11 protein-coding genes are annotated in these 16345 nt (G+C 75.0%); 7 read left to right on the forward strand and 4 right to left on the reverse strand.

The genetic code is table 11. The features are described from left to right. Positions 1-15: 15 nt before the first annotated feature. Positions 16-600, reverse strand: coding sequence for a GNAT family N-acetyltransferase (locus IEY94_RS01935; RefSeq protein WP_189168253.1), 585 nt, complete (start codon positions 598-600; stop codon positions 16-18). 160 nt (positions 601-760) lie between these two features. Here IEY94_RS01935 and IEY94_RS01940 point away from each other — a divergent pair, with 160 nt between their 5' ends. The 5 genes from IEY94_RS01940 (at position 761) to thyX (ending at position 6465) form a co-directional block, all read left to right on the forward strand. Continuing rightward, positions 761-2179, forward strand: a complete 1419-nt coding sequence (locus IEY94_RS01940; RefSeq protein ID WP_189168254.1) for a DUF2079 domain-containing protein — start codon at positions 761-763, stop codon at positions 2177-2179. Beyond that, positions 2176-3531 carry a glycosyltransferase 87 family protein gene (locus IEY94_RS01945; protein WP_189168255.1) on the forward strand — a complete coding sequence of 452 codons (1356 nt, stop codon included), beginning with the start codon at positions 2176-2178 and terminating at the stop codon, positions 3529-3531. Before IEY94_RS01940 ends, IEY94_RS01945 begins: the two co-directional genes overlap by 4 nt. Positions 3532-3552: 21 nt before the next feature. Further along, complete coding sequence (locus IEY94_RS01950; RefSeq protein WP_189168256.1) at positions 3553-4881, forward strand: winged helix-turn-helix domain-containing protein; 1329 nt, start codon at positions 3553-3555, stop codon at positions 4879-4881. Beyond that, entirely contained in the window at positions 4874-5629 is a 756-nt protein-coding gene (locus tag IEY94_RS01955; protein ID WP_189168257.1) for a DUF2752 domain-containing protein, read from the forward strand. Before IEY94_RS01950 ends, IEY94_RS01955 begins: the two co-directional genes overlap by 8 nt. A 92-nt stretch (positions 5630-5721) precedes the next feature. Further along, positions 5722-6465 (forward strand): FAD-dependent thymidylate synthase, encoded by a 744-nt coding sequence (thyX, locus tag IEY94_RS01960; protein ID WP_229783310.1) that lies wholly within the window; start codon positions 5722-5724, stop codon positions 6463-6465. A 97-nt stretch (positions 6466-6562) separates the two neighbouring features. On the opposite strand, the gene IEY94_RS01965 is transcribed toward thyX, so the two are convergent. From IEY94_RS01965 to gltB, 3 genes are read right to left on the reverse strand one after another with little or no spacing between them, the layout of a single operon-like run. After that, positions 6563-7279: a flavoprotein gene (locus tag IEY94_RS01965; protein WP_229783235.1), complete on the reverse strand. Its 717-nt coding sequence runs from the start codon at positions 7277-7279 to the stop codon at positions 6563-6565. Positions 7280-7312: 33 nt separating this feature from the next. Then, positions 7313-8779, reverse strand: a complete 1467-nt coding sequence (locus IEY94_RS01970) for a glutamate synthase subunit beta (RefSeq protein WP_189168259.1) — start codon at positions 8777-8779, stop codon at positions 7313-7315. Next, positions 8772-13349, reverse strand: a complete 4578-nt coding sequence (gene gltB, locus IEY94_RS01975) for a glutamate synthase large subunit (RefSeq protein WP_268244811.1) — start codon at positions 13347-13349, stop codon at positions 8772-8774. The genes IEY94_RS01970 and gltB overlap by 8 nt, the downstream gene beginning before the upstream one ends. 347 nt (positions 13350-13696) lie before the next feature. Here gltB and dapA point away from each other — a divergent pair, with 347 nt between their 5' ends. Together dapA and IEY94_RS01985 are read left to right on the forward strand one after the other, a co-directional pair. After that, positions 13697-14647, forward strand: coding sequence for a 4-hydroxy-tetrahydrodipicolinate synthase (gene dapA / locus IEY94_RS01980; protein ID WP_189168261.1), 951 nt, complete (start codon positions 13697-13699; stop codon positions 14645-14647). Next, the gene (locus IEY94_RS01985; RefSeq protein WP_189168262.1) at positions 14644-16332 is read left to right on the forward strand and encodes a ribonuclease J; all 1689 of its coding nucleotides are present in this window, start codon (positions 14644-14646) and stop codon (positions 16330-16332) included. The genes dapA and IEY94_RS01985 overlap by 4 nt, the downstream gene beginning before the upstream one ends. Positions 16333-16345: the final 13 nt, after the last annotated feature.

The following is a 16345-nucleotide window of genomic DNA, read 5'->3' on the forward strand; positions in this document are numbered from 1 at the left end:
CGGCGGCCGGGCGGGCTACGGGTCGGGGGTCGGCGGGGCGGTCAGGTCGACGTGCAGGCGGAGCTGGTTGACCAGCAGGTCGTCGACGTCCAGCGCGCGGGCCGCGCCGTCCGGCTCCCAGCCCGCGCCGGCCAGGAAGCCGCGGGTGGCCGGGTCCCGCTCGTACGCCCACGCCACCGCGTGCCCGAACCCGTCCGCCCGCCACAGGTCCACCGTCGCCGCCAGCAGCCGGCTGCCGTGCCCGCGCCGCCCCCAGCGGGGTTCCACCAGCAGGTCGGTGACCGCGGCGACGTCGGCCGGCAGTGGTACCTCCTCCGGCGCCAGCGCCTCGGCGTCGGCCGGGCCGGTGGCGGCGAACCCCACCACGTGCGTGGCGTCGCCGGACTCGGCCTGCTCGACGGCCACCAGCACCCGGTGCCGCTCGGTGGGCGGGGCGTCGATCGCGGCGGCCCAGGCGGCGGCGAGCCGGTCGGCGTCCAGGCCGTCGAGGACGTGCCGGGGGAGCAGCCGCGCGTACGCCGTCCGCCAGGTGGTGAGCTGGATCCGGGCGATCCCGGCGGCCTCGGCGGGGCGCGCCGGGCGGACGTAACCGAGAGCCATGGCCGCAGCCTACGGGAGCCGGCACCCCCACCCGCCCCGCGGGTGCGCCGGTGCACGCCGCCGCGCCACCGGCGGGCCGGCGCGGCGCGAGGGCCCGACCGCCCGGCGGGTGACGTGCCGGCGCGGGGGCGGGTGGCGCGGGCGGGGTACGATGCCGGCCGTGTCGCGTCCTGCCCGATTCGGATGGTTGCTGGCCGGGGCGTTCGCGGTGCTGTACGCGGCCGTCGGCCTGTGGCGCCATGCCCAGCTCCGCAGCACCGGCTTCGACCTGGGCATCTTCACCCAGGCCGTCCGGGCGTACGCCGAGCTGCGCGCCCCCGTCGCCGAGCTGAAGGGTCCCGGGTACCACCTGCTCGGCGACCACTTCCACCCGATCCTCGCCGCCCTCGCGCCCGCGTACCGGCTGTTCCCCGACCCGCGGACGCTGATCGTCGCCCAGGCCCTGCTGCTGGCGCTGTCGGTCGTCCCGGTGACGAAGCTGGCGATCGACCGGCTCGGGCAGCGCCCCGGCCTGGCCGTCGCCGCCGCGTACGGGCTGTCGTTCGGGCTCCAGCAGGCCGCGGTGTTCGACTTCCACGAGATCGCCTTCGCGGTACCGCTGCTCGCGTGCAGCGTCGCCGCGCTGGCCCGCGAGCGCTGGCGGGCGGCGGCGCTGTGGGCGCTGCCGCTGTTCCTGGTGAAGGAGGACCAGGGGATCATCGTGTTCGGCATCGGCGCGTACCTGTGCTGGCGCGGGCCCCGCAAGCTCGGGGCGGCGCTGATGGCGACCGCGGTCGCGGTGACCGCGCTGCTGGTCACGGTGGTGATCCCGGCGTTCAACGCCACCGGCGGGTACGACTACCTCGGCTCCGCCGTCGCCGCCCCGGCCAACCCGCTGCTGCGGCTGCTCGCGCCGGGCACCAAGTGGTTCCTCGTCGCGATGCTGCTGGCGGTCACCGCGTTCACCGCGCTGCGCTCGCCGCTGGTGCTGCTCGCCGGGCCGCCGCTGGCGGCGCGGTTCTGGGCCGACCGGTGGACGTACTGGGAGGTGGGCTTCCACTACAACGCGGTCCTCATGCCGATCCTGTTCGCCGCGGCGATCGACGGCTGCGCCCGGCTGCGCGGCGACCGGCTGCCGGGCCCGCGCCCGGCGCTGCGGGTGCCGGTCGCGGCGGGGCTGATGCTGGCCGTCGCGCTGCTGGCGACGGCGGTGTGGCAGCCGATCGGCAAGCTCGGCCGGCTGCGCCCCGGCGTCACCCTCGACGGCGTCGCCGCCGCCCGGGCGCTGCTGGCCACCGTCCCCGACGGCGCGACGGTGGCCGCGGACAACTACCTGTCGCCGCAGCTCGTCGACCGGTGCACGGTGTACGCGTGGCCGCAGGCCAGGGTGGACCTCGGCCGGCGCACCCCCTGGGTCGTGGCCAGCGACGCGCCCGGCCAGTGGAACGGCACCCCGCAGCGGTACCGGGAGCTGGTCGCCGCCCTGCCCGGCGAGGGGTACGAGGAGGTCGGGCACGCCGGCGGTGTCCGGTTGTTCCGGGAACGCGCCACCCCCGTGCCGCCCGCCGCGCCGCCCGGCAGTAGCCTCGATTCCCGATGAGCAGCACCCACGCCGCACCCGCCGCGGCCGGCGACCGCCGCCCGGCCGCGCCCGCCCCCGCCGGCCGGTGGGCCCGCTTCGCGCGCCGCCCCGGCGCGGTCGTCGCCGCCCTGGCCGCGCTGGTCGCGGTCTTCCTGGCGCTCACCCTGTGGTGGCACCGCTGGTTCGACCTGACCGTGTACCGCGGCGCGATGGTCTACTGGCTGCGCGACGGCGGCCAGCTCTACGACTTCCTGACGCCGGGTACCAAGTACGGCTTCACCTACCCGCCGTTCGCCGCGTACGTGATGGCGCCGATGGCGTTCCTGCCCTGGCCGCTGGTCATCGTGGTCTCGGTGGCCGCGTCCGCCGCCGCCGCGTACGCGCTGCTGCGCTGGCTGCTGCTCCCGCTGGCCGACCGGCGCGGCTGGCCCCGCTGGTACGTGCTGGCGCTGGCCGGACTGCTGACGGTGTCGCTGGAGCCGGTCCGGGAGACGTTCACCTTCGGCCAGGTCAACCTGCTGCTGCTGGTGGTCGTCGCGGCGGACGTCCTGCTGCTCGTCGGCCGGGACAGCCGCTGGGCCGGCGTCGGCATCGGCCTGGCCACGGCGGTGAAGCTGACGCCGGGGGTGTTCCTCATCTACCTGCTGGTCACCCGCCGCTGGCGGGCCGCCGGGGTGGCCACGGCCGCCGCCGGCCTGGCCACGCTGCTGCCGGGCGTGCTCACCCCCGACACCGCCCGCGGCTTCTGGACCGACGCCATCTGGGACACCGACCGGATCGGCACGCTGACGTACGCCTCGAACCAGAACCTGCAGGGCCTGGTCGCCCGGCTGCACCCGGAGCACCCGAGCGGGGTGCTGTGGGGGGTGCTGGTGCTGGCGGCGCTCGGGTACTGGCTGTGGCGGGTCACCCGGCCGGAGTGCGACGCGGCCGCCGGACTGGCGCTGACCGCGGTGCTCGGCTGCCTGATCAGCCCGGTCACCTGGGTGCACCACCTGGTCTGGCTGCTGCCGGCGCTCGTCCTCTGCGCCGGGTACGCCCTCGACCTGCCGCCCGGCCGGCGGCGCACCCGGTGGCTGGTCGGGGTGGGGCTGATCGCGGCGCTGCTGTCCAGCCGGATCGTCTGGGCCTGGGAGCGGGACTTCTCGGGCGTGGACGGGTTCGTCGGCGGCAACATGTACGTCTGGCTGAGCATCGCCTTGCTGGTCATGGTTCCGTCCCGGACGGTGTGGCGCCCGCTCGGCGCCGCTGCGGACCCGGCCGCGCCGGCGCCCGCGGACCGTGCCGGGCCGGCGTCGCCCGGGAGCCCGGCGGCGCCCGGTGCGGCGGCGGGGGCCGCCGGGCCGGTACCGTCCGGCGGGGTGTCGTAGGCGGGGGTTAGCCTGCCGGGCATGGCCGCCAGCCCCGCACCGCCCCCCGACGAGCCGCCCCCCGACGAGCCGCCCCCCGACGAGCCGCCCCCCGACGAGCCGCTGCCCGCCCGGGCCGCGCCGCCGCGGGACACCCTGTCGCTCGCGCAGGCGCGCCGGATCGCGCTCGCCGCCCAGGGCTTCACCGACCGACCGCCGGTGCGCGACCCGGACGTCCGGCACCTGCGCCGGGTGTTCGGCCGGGTCGGACTGGTCCAGATCGACTCGGTCAGCGTGCTCCAGCGGGCGCACTACCTGCCGCTGTACAGCCGGCTCGGCCCGTACCCGACCGCCCTGCTCGACCGCGCCGCCTACCGGCGCCCGCCGGAGCTGTTCGAGTACTGGGGCCACGAGGCGTCGTACCTGCCCGTCGCGCTGCACCCCGCGCTGCGCTGGCGGATGGCCGCCGTGCACGAGCACGCCTGGGCCGGCATGCGCCGGATCGCCGTCGAGCAGCCCGACCTGGTCGACTGGGTGCGCCAGGAGGTGTACGACCGCGGGCCGCTGACCGCGGCCGAGATCGAGCACGACGTACCCCTGGCCCGCGACCACTGGGGCTGGAACTGGTCGGCGGTCAAGCGGGCGCTGGAGTGGCTGTTCTGGTCCGGCGAGGTCTGCGCCGCCGACCGGACCCCGAGCTTCGCCCGCCGGTACGCCGCCCCGCACCGCGTGCTGCCGGCCGCCGTCCTCGCCGCGCCCACGCCCGCGCCCGCCGACGCGCACCGGCAGCTTGTCGGCATCGCCGCCCGGGCCCTCGGCGTCGCCGCCGAGGTCGAGCTGCGCGACTACTTCCGCCAGCCGGTCGCCGCCGCCCGCGCGGCGATCGGCGAGCTGGTCGAGGAGGGCGTGCTCACGCCCGTCGCGGTCGAGGGCTGGCGGCAGCCGGCGTACCTGCACCGCGACGCCCGGCTGCCCCGGTCGGTGCGGGCGAGCACGCTGCTCAGCCCGTTCGACCCGCTGATCTGGGAGCGCGGGCGGACGCAGCGGCTGTTCGACTTCCGGTACCGCATCGAGATCTACGTGCCGGCCGCCAAGCGGGTGCACGGGTACTACGTGCTGCCGTTCCTGCACCGCGAGCGCCTCGCCGCCCGGGTCGACCTCAAGGCCGACCGGCGGGCGGCGGTGCTGCGGGTACCGGCGGCCTGGGCCGAGCCCGGCGTGCCGCCGGGGCCGACGGCGGCGGCGCTGGCGGCGGAGCTGCACCGGATGGCCGGCTGGCTGGGGCTGGGGACGGTCCTGGCGCCCGAGGCGGGCGACCTCGCGGGGGAGCTGGGCGCGGCGCTGCGGGTGTACCGTGGCGGGGATGTCTGAGCCCGCCGCGCCCGCGCCGGCCCGCGCTCCCGCGGCCGGCGGCGCCCCGGCGCCCGCGCCCCCGGCACACCCCGGCTACCTGCCGCTCCCCGACGCCGCCCCCGACCCGGGCGGCCCGCCCCACCCGGCCGGCGTGGTGCAGCCGGATGGCGTGGTGCAGCCGGGCAGCGTGGTGCAGCCGGGCGGCGGGCCTCATCCGGGCGGCGCGGTGCCTGCGGACGGCGGGCCTCAACCGGGCGGCGTGCCTCATTCTGGTGGCGCGGTGCATCCGGGTGGCGGGGTGCATCCCGGCTGGCCGGAGCCCAATCGGATCGACCGGTTCGTCGCGCGCTGGGGCGAGCGGCTGCCCGGCTGGCTGGCCCCGGCCGCCGTCCTCGGCTGCGTCGGCGCCGCCGCCGGCTACGTGCTCGCCACCGACCCGACCGACGGCCCCGCCGACGCGCTGCCGAGCTGCCTGCTGAAGTACACGACCGGGCTGGACTGCCCCGGCTGCGGCGGTACCCGGGCGTTCTTCTACCTGCTGCGCGGCGACCTCGGCGCCGCCGCCCGGCACCACCTCGTCTTCGTGCTGGCCGTCCCGCTGCTGCTCTGGGCGTACGCCGCCTGGGCCCTGCGGCTGACCACCGGCCGCCGCCTGCCGACGCCCCGGTTCACCCCGCTGGCCGCGGGGCTGGCGCTGGCCGGCTGGCTGGTGTTCAGCGTCGCCCGCAATCTGCCGTGGGCGCCCTTCACCTGGCTGTACGTCTGATTCGTCCGACCGACGCGCCGGTCAACCCGGAGCCAGTGCGGGCATCCCGACGCGCTAGTGTCGCGGCGACGGAAGGAGCGCCCGTGCCCGAGATCGTCCCGCCGCAGGTGCGGCTCATCGCCTGGACCCAGTTCGAGCCGCCCGCCGACGTACCGTGGTCGACCGACGCCGAGGGCGGCCAGGCGCTCGCCGAGTTCGCCGGCCGGGCCTGCTACCAGTCGTGGAGCAAGCCGAACCCCGCGACGGCGACGAACGCCGGGTACCTCAAGCACATCCTCGACGTCGGGCACCTGTCCGTGCTGGAGCACGGGACGGTCAGCTTCTACTTCACCGGCGTGTCCCGCTCGTTCACCCACGAGCTGATCCGGCACCGGCACTTCTCGTACTCGCAGCTCTCCCAGCGGTACGTCCCCGAGCGGGACGCCGCGATGGTCGAGCCGGACGTGATCGCCGCCGACCCGGAGCTGCACGAGAAGTTCGTGGCGGCGACGGAGGCGAGCGTTGCCGCGTACACCGAGCTGCTGGAGGGCCTGGAGCGCAAGTTCGCCGACGTCGGCAACGCGACGCTGCGGCGCAAGCAGGCCCGCCAGGCGGCGCGCGCGATCCTGCCGAACGCCACCGAGACGCGCATCGTGGTGACGGGCAACTACCGGGCGTGGCGGCACTTCATCGCGATGCGGGCGACGGAGCACGCGGACGTGGAGATCCGCGAGCTGGCCATCGAGTGCCTGCGCCAGCTCCAGAAGGTCGCCCCGTCGGTCTTCGCCGACTTCGCCATCTCGTCCCTGCAGGACGGCACGGAGATCGCCGCCAGCCCGTACGCCTGGGAGTCCTGACCCGCCGCGGATCATGGGCTGAAGCACCGAATTCATCATGAATCAGGTACCTCAGCCCATGATCACCGTGCCGTCGTCGGGCGGGTGTGGATGGTGATCATCGCGATGTAGTGGGCGCGGCGGGCGTGGAAGGCGTCGGCGTGGCTGTACGGGGTCGGGCGGCCGTAGGAGCAGCAGGCGTGCGCCGCCGGGCGGCACCGGGCTGCGCAGCGAGCGGGTCGCGATTGGACTCATCTGTGTCCGTGGCCGGGCCCGATCGCGACGGCAGGCAGCGCCCGGGCTCGGGTAGCAGCTCCAGCACGGCTCCCCATCGGCACGGATCGCCGGGCGTGGCGGGCTCCAGATCGCCGGTCGGGGTGAGCCGGACGCCGGCGCTCGCCAGCAGCCGGAGGTGTCCCACGAACGCCGGGTGCGCGGCGAGGATCGGCTTGGCGTGGGGCGCCGCGACGATCGGCAGGCCGGCCCCGAGCGCTTCGTTCAGGACGCCCAGCGCGACGCTGTCGTTGATCCCCGTCGCCCACTTGTTGAGCACGGTGAACGTGGCCGGCGCGACGGCCACGGCCGCCGCCGGCGGCAGCGCGCGGGGCTCGTCCGGGCGGCGCGGGCGGTGGCGGACCGGGTGGCCGGTCCGGGCCGCCAGCTCCGCGAGCGGCAGCCAGGTGGCGGCCGTCGGCGTGGCGACGATCCGGGGAGCCCAGCCCGCCACTCGTACCGCGTCGACGAACTCGTGAATCCGCCGGGCCGGCGGAGCGGCGCAGACCACGATGTCCAGCACCCGTCCGGCCACACCCGCCCCCACCCTGAAAGGCAGCACCCGAACATCCAGCGTAGGAGGTGGCCGCCGGTGTCAGCCGGTGGCGGTCAGCGGGTTGGCGGAGGGGGTCACCGGGGACGGCAGGGGAGTGGCGCCGCCCAGGTACGTGTGGATCGCCGCTGCGGCCGCCCGCCCCTCCGCGATCGCCCACACGATCAGCGAGGCCCCCCGGTGCATGTCGCCGGCCACGAACACCCCGTCGGCGTCCGTCTGCCAGTCCGGGCGCGCGTCCACCGCGCCGCGCGCGTTGCGCCGCACCCCGAACTGCGCCAGCAGCGGCTGCTCCTCCGTGCCCTCGAAGCCGATCGCCAGCAGCACCAGGTCCGCCGGCAGCTCCCGCTCGGTCCCCGGTACGACGGTCGCGACCCGGTTCCGGACGACCACGTCCGCCACCCGGACGGCCCGGACCGCGCCGGTGCCGTCGTCGACGTACTCCCGCACGGCGACGCCGAACACCCGGTCGCCGCCCTCCTCGTGCGCCGGGTAGTCGCGCAGGATCAGCGGCCACGTCGGCCACGGGTCGCGGTCGCCGTCGCGGTCGGCCGGCGGGGTCGGGTACCGGTCGAGCTGGGTGACGCTCGCCGCGCCCTGCCGGTGGGCGACGCCCAGGCAGTCGGCGCCGGTGTCGCCGCCGCCGATGATGACCACGTGCTTGCCGGCGGCGTCGACCGCCGGGGTGGCCGCGCGGCCGGCGACGACCCGGTTGGCCGGGACCAGGTGCTCCATCGCCAGGTGCACCCCGCGCAGCCCGCGGCCGGGCACGCCGCCGTCGTCCCGGCCGGCGAGCGCGCCGCAGGCCAGCAGGACCGCGTCGTACCCCGCGCGCAGCTCGGCCGCGGTGACGTCCACGCCGACGGCGACGCCCGGCCGGAACGCGACGCCCTCGGCGGCGAGCTGGGCCAGCCGGGCGTCGAGCCGGTCCTTCTCCAGCTTGAAGTCGGGGATGCCGTACCGCAGCAGGCCGCCGATCGCGTCGTCCCGCTCGTACACCGTCACCGCGTGCCCGGCGCGGGCGAGCTGCTGCGCGGCGGCCAGCCCGGCGGGGCCGGAGCCGACGACGGCGACCCGGCGGCCGGTGGGGCCGGGCGCCGGCCGGGGCGTGATCAGGCCGAGGTCGAACGCCCGGTTGGCGATCTCCACCTCCACCTGCTTGATCGTCACCGGGTCGTCGCCGATGCCGAGGACGCAGGCCGCCTCGCACGGGGCGGGGCACAGCCGGCCGGTCAGCTCCGGGAAGTTGTTGGTGGCGTGCAGCGCGTCGGCGGCGGCCGCCCACGCGCCGGTGCGGACGAGGTCGTTCCAGTCCGGGATGCGGTTGCCCAGCGGGCAGCCGTCGTGGCAGAACGGGATGCCGCAGTCCATGCACCGGGTGGCCTGCTCGCGGACCAGGCCGTCGCCGGCCGGCGGGTACACCTCCCGCCAGTCGCGGATGCGCACCGGGACGGGCCGGCGGGCCGGCAGCGCGCGGCCGTGCCGCAGGTAGCCGAACGGGTCAGGCATGCAGCACCCCCATGACGGCCTCGTCGACGTCCCGGCCGGCGGCCTCGGCGGCGCGGATGGCCGCCATGACCCGCTTGTAGTCGCGGGGTACGACGGCGGTGAACTCGGCGACCGCGGTCGGCCAGTCGCGCAGCAGCCGGCCGGCGATGGCCGAGCCGGTCTCCGCCGCGTGCCGGCGGACCAGGGTGTGCAGCAGGGCGCGCTCCTCGTCGGTCAGCGGCGCCAGGTCGACCAGCTCGGGGTTGACCAGGGCCGGGTCCAGGTGCCGGACGAACGCCGCGCCGCCGCTCATCCCGGCGGCGAAGTTGCGCCCGGTCGGGCCGAGCACGACGACGGTGCCGCCGGTCATGTACTCGCAGCCGTGGTCGCCGACGCCCTCGACGACGGCGACGGCGCCGGAGTTGCGGACGGCGAACCGCTCGCCGGCCCGGCCGCGCAGGAGCACCTCGCCGGCGGTGGCGCCGTACAGGATGGTGTTGCCGGCGATGATGTTCTCCTCGGCCGGGTACGGGGCCGCCGGGTCGGGCCGGACGATGATCCGGCCGCCGGAGAGCCCCTTGCCGACGTAGTCGTTGACGTCGCCGACCATCCGCAGGGTGACCCCGCGGGGCAGGAACGCGCCGAACGACTGCCCGGCGGTGCCGCGCAGGGTGAACTCGATGGTCCCGTCGGGCAGGCCGGCGCCGCCGTACCGGCGGATGATCTCGCCGCCCAGCATCGCGCCCACGCTGCGGTGGTCGTTGCGGACGGCCACCTCGGCCCGCACCTGCTTGCCGTCGGTCAGGGCCGGCTCGGCGAGCACGATCAGCTCGTTGTCCAGCGCCTGCTCCAAGGGGTACGCCGGCGCCGCGGCGAACCGGCGGGCCGCCCCCGCGGGCAGGTCCGGCACGTGCAGCACCGGGGTGAGGTCCAGCCCGGCGGCCTTCCAGTGGTGGATGGCCGGGACGACGTCCAGCACCTCGGCGCGCCCGATCGCCTCGTCCAGCGTGCGGAAGCCCAGGTCGGCCAGGTACCCGCGGACCTCCTCGGCGAGGAAGGTGAAGAAGTTCTCCACGAACTCGGGCGTGCCGGTGTACCGCTCGCGCAGCACCGGGTTCTGGGTGGCGATGCCGACCGGGCAGGTGTCCAGGTGGCAGACGCGCATCATCACGCAGCCGGCGACGATGAGCGGCGCGGTGGCGAAGCCGAACTCCTCCGCCCCGAGCAGCGCGGCGACCACCACGTCCCGGCCGGTCTTGAGCTGGCCGTCGACCTGGACGGTGACCCGGTCGCGCAGCCCGTTGAGCAGCAGCGTCTGCTGCGCCTCGGCGAGCCCCAGCTCCCACGGCGTGCCGGCGTGCTTGAGCGAGTTCAGCGGCGACGCCCCGGTCCCGCCGTCGTGGCCGGAGATGAGGATGACGTCGGCCTTGAGCTTCGCCACGCCCGCGGCGACGGTGCCGACGCCGACGGCGCTGACGAGCTTCACGTGCACCCGGGCGGCCGGGTTGACGTTCTTCAGGTCGTGGACGAGCTGGGCCAGGTCCTCGATCGAGTAGATGTCGTGGTGCGGCGGCGGGGAGATCAGGCCCACGCCGGGGGTGGCGTGCCGGGTGCGGGCGATCCACGGCCACACCTTGTTGCCGGGCAACTGCCCGCCCTCGCCGGGCTTGGCGCCCTGGGCCATCTTGATCTGCAGGTCGTCGGCGTGGACCAGGTACTCGGTGGTCACCCCGAACCGGCCGGAGGCGATCTGCTTGACGGCCGAGCGGCGGGCCGGGTCGTACAGTCGGTCGACGTCCTCGCCGCCCTCGCCGGTGTTCGACTTGCCGCCGAGCCGGTTCATGGCCACGGCCAGCGTTTCGTGCGCCTCGGCGGAGATCGAGCCGTACGACATCGCGCCGGTGGCGAACCGGGTGACGATGGCGCTGGCCGGCTCCACCTCGTCGAGCGGGACCGGCGGGCGGTCCGGGGTGAACCGGAACAGCCCGCGCAGCGACCCCGCCCGGGCGGCCAGCGCGTCCACCCGGCCGGTGTACCGCTGGAAGATGTCGTACTGCTTGCTCCGGGTGGCGTGCTGGAGCAGGAACACCGTCTCGGGGTTGAACAGGTGCACCTCGCCGTCGCGCCGCCACTGGTACTCGCCGCCGGGGTCGAGCTGCCGGTGCGCCCGGCGGGCGGCGTCGCGCGGGTACGCGGCGGTGTGCCGGGCGGCGACCTCGGCGTGGATGCCGTCCAGGCCGGCGCCGCCGATCCGGCCGGGGGTGCCGGTGAAGTACCGGGCCAGCAGCCCGTGGTCGAGGCCGACGGCCTCGAAGACCTGCGCGCCGCAGTACGAGGAGACCGTCGAGATGCCCATCTTCGACATGATCTTCAGGACGCCCTTGCCGAGCGCCCGCACGTAGTTGCGCACCGCCTCGGCCGGATCGAGCCCGGCGAGCGGGCCGGTGGCGATGAGGTCGTCCACGGTCTCGAAGGCCAGGTACGGGTTGACCGCCGCGGCGCCGTACCCGATCAGCACCGCCGCGTGGTGCACCTCCCGGCAGTCGCCGCTCTCCACCACCAGCGTCACCCGGGACCGGGACCGCTCCCGCACGAGGTGCTGGTGCACGGCCGCGGTGAGCAGCAGCGACGGGATCGGCGCCAGCTCGGCGGTCGAGTCGCGGTCGGAGAGCACGAGGATGCGCACGCCGTCCTCGATCGCCTCGGAGACGTGCCGGCAGATCTGGTCCAGCCGGGTGGCCAGGCCCGCGGGCCCGTCGCGCAGCGGGTACAGCCCGGAGACCCGGACCGCCTTGTACCGCGGCTGCCCGCCGTCCTCGTTGATCGACAGCAGCTTGGCCAGCTCGTCGTTGTCGATCACCGGGAACGGCAGCACGATCTGCCGGCAGCTCTCCGGCCCCGGCGCCAGCAGGTTGCCCTCCGGGCCGATGGTCAGCGCCAGGCTGGTCACCAGCTCCTCCCGGATCGCGTCCAGCGGCGGGTTGGTGACCTGGGCGAAGAGCTGGTGGAAGTAGTCGAACAGCAGCCGCGGCCGGGTCGACAGCGGCGAGATCGGGGTGTCGGTGCCCATCGAGCCGAGCGGCTCGGCGCCGCTGCGGGCCATGGGCGCGATGAGCAGCTTCAGCTCCTCCTCGGTGTACCCGAACACCTGCTGCCGGCGCAGCACCGAGTCGTGGGTGTGGATGACGTGCGCCCGCGGCGGCAGGTCGGCCAGCTCGACCAGGCCCTCGCGCAGCCACTCGTCGTACGGGTGGGCCGCGGCCAGCCCGGCCTTGACCTGCTCGTCGTGCACGATCGTCCCGGCCGCGGTGTCGACCAGGAACATCCGGCCCGGCTGGAGCCGGCCGCGGGCCACCACGGTCGCCGGGTCGAGGTCGACCACGCCGGCCTCGCTGCCCAGCACGACCAGGCCGTCGCGGGTGTAGCACCAGCGGCCGGGGCGCAGGCCGTTGCGGTCCAGCACCGCGCCGATGACCGTACCGTCGGTGAACGCCACGCTCGCCGGGCCGTCCCAGGGCTCCATCAGGCTCGCGTGGAACCGGTAGAACGCCCGTTTCGCCGGATCCATCCGCGGGTCGTTCTCCCACGCCTCGGGGATCATCATCAGTACCGCGTGCGGCAGGCTCCGCCCGGCCAGGTGCAGCAGTTCGAGCACCTCGTCGAAATTGGCCGAGTCGGACGCGTCCGGGGTGCAGATCGGGAACAGTCGCTTGATATTGCCCGGCAGATTCTTCGACGCCAGCAGCGCCTCGCGGGCGTTCATCCAGTTCTTGTTCCCGCGGATCGTATTTATTTCACCGTTGTGCGCGATGAACCGGAATGGATGGGCGAGTGGCCAGGAGGGGAAGGTATTCGTGGAGAAACGTGAATGGACGAGCGCGATGGCGCTCGCGACCCGCGGATCGGTCAGGTCCGGGAAGAAGGCCGGCAACTGGTCCGGGGTGAGCATCCCCTTGTAGGTGATCGTCCGGGCGGACAGCGACGGCAGGTACGCCGGCACCCCGCGCTGGGCGGTCTCCCGCTCGACCTGCTTGCGCACGCAGTACGCCACCCGGTCCAGCTCCAGCCCGGCGAGCTGCTCGCCGGCCGGGCCGGCCGCGCCGCCGGTGAGCCGGCGGGCGGCCAGGAACACCTGCCGGACGTGCGGGCGGCCCGCCTCGGCGGTGGCGCCGAGGTCGCTCGGGTCCACCGGTACGGTGCGCCAGCCGAGGATGTCGGCGCCCTCGACCAGCGCGTACTTCTCGAAGACCCGCAGCGCCAGCGCGGCGGCGGCCGGCTCGCGCGGGAGGAAGACCAGCCCGGTGGCGTACCGGCCGGCGGGCGGGAGCGGGAAGTCGACGACCGCGCGCAGGAACGCGTCCGGGACCTGGAGCATGATGCCGGCGCCGTCGCCGGTGTTGGGCTCGGCGCCGCGGGCGGCGCGGTGGTCGAGGCGGACGAGCGCGGCAAGGCCGCCGGCGACCACCGCGGGGGACCGCCGGCCGTGCAGGTCGGCGACGAAAGCGACGCCGCAGGCGTCGTGCTCCATGGCCGGGTCGTACAGACCCTCGGCACCGGGCGCGCCCGCGCTCCGCCGGGATTGTGCTGCCACTGAGCCTCCTGTCGTCACCTGGGGGAGTTTCTTTCGGGACGACATCGGCCCGTGCAGAGCCTCTGAGTCTACATTAAGACAGGTCGATTTCAGCCAGATGCCGTGAATCACAATTCCGGGCCTTGAAGAACTATTGCGTGAGTGCCCGGGCCGCATTAGTTCGACGGGAAATGCCGTTTCGCCGTTGATCTTCCCGGCGGGGCAGGGGATCGAAGAAGATCAACGGCTGGAGGTACGCGGGCCGCCCGAGTGGACCCCGCCGGTCCCGGCCGGCCCCGGCCGGGTGGGGCCCGGGCCGGCCCGAAGTCGTGTTTCCGTGCCGGGCGGCGGCGCGATAAGTTGCCCCCATGACGCATGCGCAGCAGGGCCCGGACGGCGGCCGCTTCACCCCGTCGGCCCGACCGACGCCCTTCGGCCGCCTGATCACGGCGATGGTCACCCCGCTGACCGACGACCTGGCGGTGGACCGCGAGGGCGTGGCCCGGCTGGCGGCCCACCTGGTCGACGAGCAGCGCAACGACGCGCTGGTGATCAACGGGACCACGGGCGAGTCCCCGACCACCACCGACGCGGAGAAAGCGGAGATCATCCGGATCGCCGTCGAGGCCGTCGGCGACCGGGCCCGGATCATCGCCGGCGTCGGCACCCCCGGCACCGCGCACACCATCGAGCTGGCCCGGCAGGCGGCCGCCGCCGGCGCGCACGGCCTGCTGGTGGTGACGCCGTACTACAACAAGCCGCCGCAGGCGGGCATCGTCGCCCACTTCACCGCCGTCGCCGACGCCGTGGACCTGCCGGTCATGGCGTACGACATCCCGCACCGGGCCGGCGTGCCGCTGGAGACCGAGACGCTGGTCCGGATCGCCGAGCACGAGCGGATCGTGGCCGTCAAGGACGCCAAGGGCGACCCGGTGGCCAGCTCGTGGGTGATGTCCCGGTCCGACCTGGCCTACTACTCCGGCGAGGACGCGCTGACCCTGCCGCTGCTCAGCGTCGGCGCCGTCGGCCTCGTCGGCACCTCGACCCACCTGTGCGGGGCGCCGACCAGGGAGTTGATCGAGGCTTACGCCGCCGGCGACGCCGACACCGCGACCCGGCTGCACCACCAACTCCTACCGCTGCATACCGGCATATTCCGGACCCAGGGCACGATCCTCGTCAAGGCCGGCCTGCGCGCGCTCGGCCTGCCTGCCGGCCCGGTGCGCTCGCCGCTGGTCGAGGCCACCGCCGCGCAGTACGCGACGCTCGTCGCCGACTGCGCCGCCGCGGGGATCAAGCTGCCCGAGGAGGTCGCATGACGCAGGCGCACCGCGCCATGGCGCCCCCGCCGCCGCTGCCCGACGGGGGACTGCGGATCGTCCCGCTCGGCGGCCTCGGCGCCATCGGCCGGAACATGACGGTCTTCGAGTACGACGGCAGGCTGCTGGTCGTCGACTGCGGGGTGCTGTTCCCCGACGTCGACCAGCCGGGCGTCGACCTGATCCTGCCGGACTTCGCGCCGATCCTGGACCGGCTGAACGACGTCGAGGCGATCGTGCTCACGCACGGCCACGAGGACCACATCGGGGCGGTGCCGTACCTGCTCGCCCACAAGCCGGACATCCCGCTCGTCGGCTCGCAGTTCACCCTGGCGCTGGTCGAGGCGAAGCTGGCCGAGCGGCGGATGCAGCCGTACACGCTGACCGTCACCGAGGGGCAGGTCGAGCAGCTCGGCCCGTTCGGCTGCGAGTTCTTCGCCGTCAACCACTCCATCCCGGACGCGATGGCCGTCGCCATCCGTACCCCGGCCGGGCTGGTCCTGCACACCGGCGACTTCAAGATGGACCAGGTGCCGCTGGACGGCCGGCTGACCGACCTGGCCGGCTTCGCCCGGCTCGGCGCCGAGGGCGTGGACCTGCTCCTGTCGGACTCCACCAACGCCGAGGTGCCCGGTTTCGTCACGCCGGAGCGGGAGATCGGCCCGGTCCTGGACTCGATCTTCGCCAAGGCCCGCGGCCGGATCATCGTGGCGTCGTTCGCCTCGCACGTGCACCGGGTGCAGCAGGTGTTCGACGCGGCCGAGGCGCACGGGCGCAAGGTGGCGCTGATCGGCCGGTCGATGGTCCGCAACATGGGCATCGCCCGGGACCTGGGCCGGCTGCGCATCCCCGGCGGCCTGGTGGTCGGCATCGACGAGATCCGCAACCTGCCGCCGGAGCAGGTGGTGCTGATGTCCACCGGCTCGCAGGGCGAGCCGATGAGCGCGCTGGGCCGGATGGCCACCGGCGACCACCGGCACGTCACGCTGGAGCCGGACGACACGGTCGTGCTGGCCAGCTCGCTGGTGCCGGGCAACGAGACCGCGGTGTACCGGGTGATCAACCTGCTCTCCCGCGGCGGCGCCACGGTGATCCACAAGGACGTGGCCAAGGTGCACGTCTCCGGCCACGCGCCGGCCGGCGAGCTGCTGTACCTGCTCAACATCGTCCGCCCGAGCAACCTCATGCCCGTGCACGGCGAGTGGCGGCACCTGCGCGCCCACGCCCGGCTCGGCATCGAGACCGGCATCGCCCCGGAGTGCGTGGTGCTGTGCGAGGACGGCGACGTCGTCGACCTGGTCGACGGCCACGCCCGGCTGGTCGGGCACGTGCGCAGCCGGTACGTCTATGTGGACGGCCTCGCCGTCGGCGACGTGAGCGAGTCGCTGCTCACCGAGCGCAAGATCCTGGGCGACGGCGGGTTCATCGCCACGACCGTCGTGATCGACTCGGTGAACGGCAAGGTGGTCGGCGGGCCGACGATCTCGGCCAAGGGCTTCTCCGAGGACATGAGCGCCTTCGAGGCCGTCCTGCCGCTGATCACCGAGGCGCTGGACCGGTCCGCGGCCGAGGGGGTCACCGACCCGCACCAGCTCCAGCAGGTCGTGCGCCGCACGGTCGGGCGCTGGGTGAACGAGAAGTACCGTCGCCGGCCGATGATCGTGCCGAACGTGGTCGAGGTGTGACGCGCCGGTGGGG

The sequence above is a fragment of the Pilimelia anulata genome (genome assembly GCF_014647895.1).
Classification (GTDB): Bacteria; Actinomycetota; Actinomycetes; order Mycobacteriales; family Micromonosporaceae; genus Pilimelia; species Pilimelia anulata.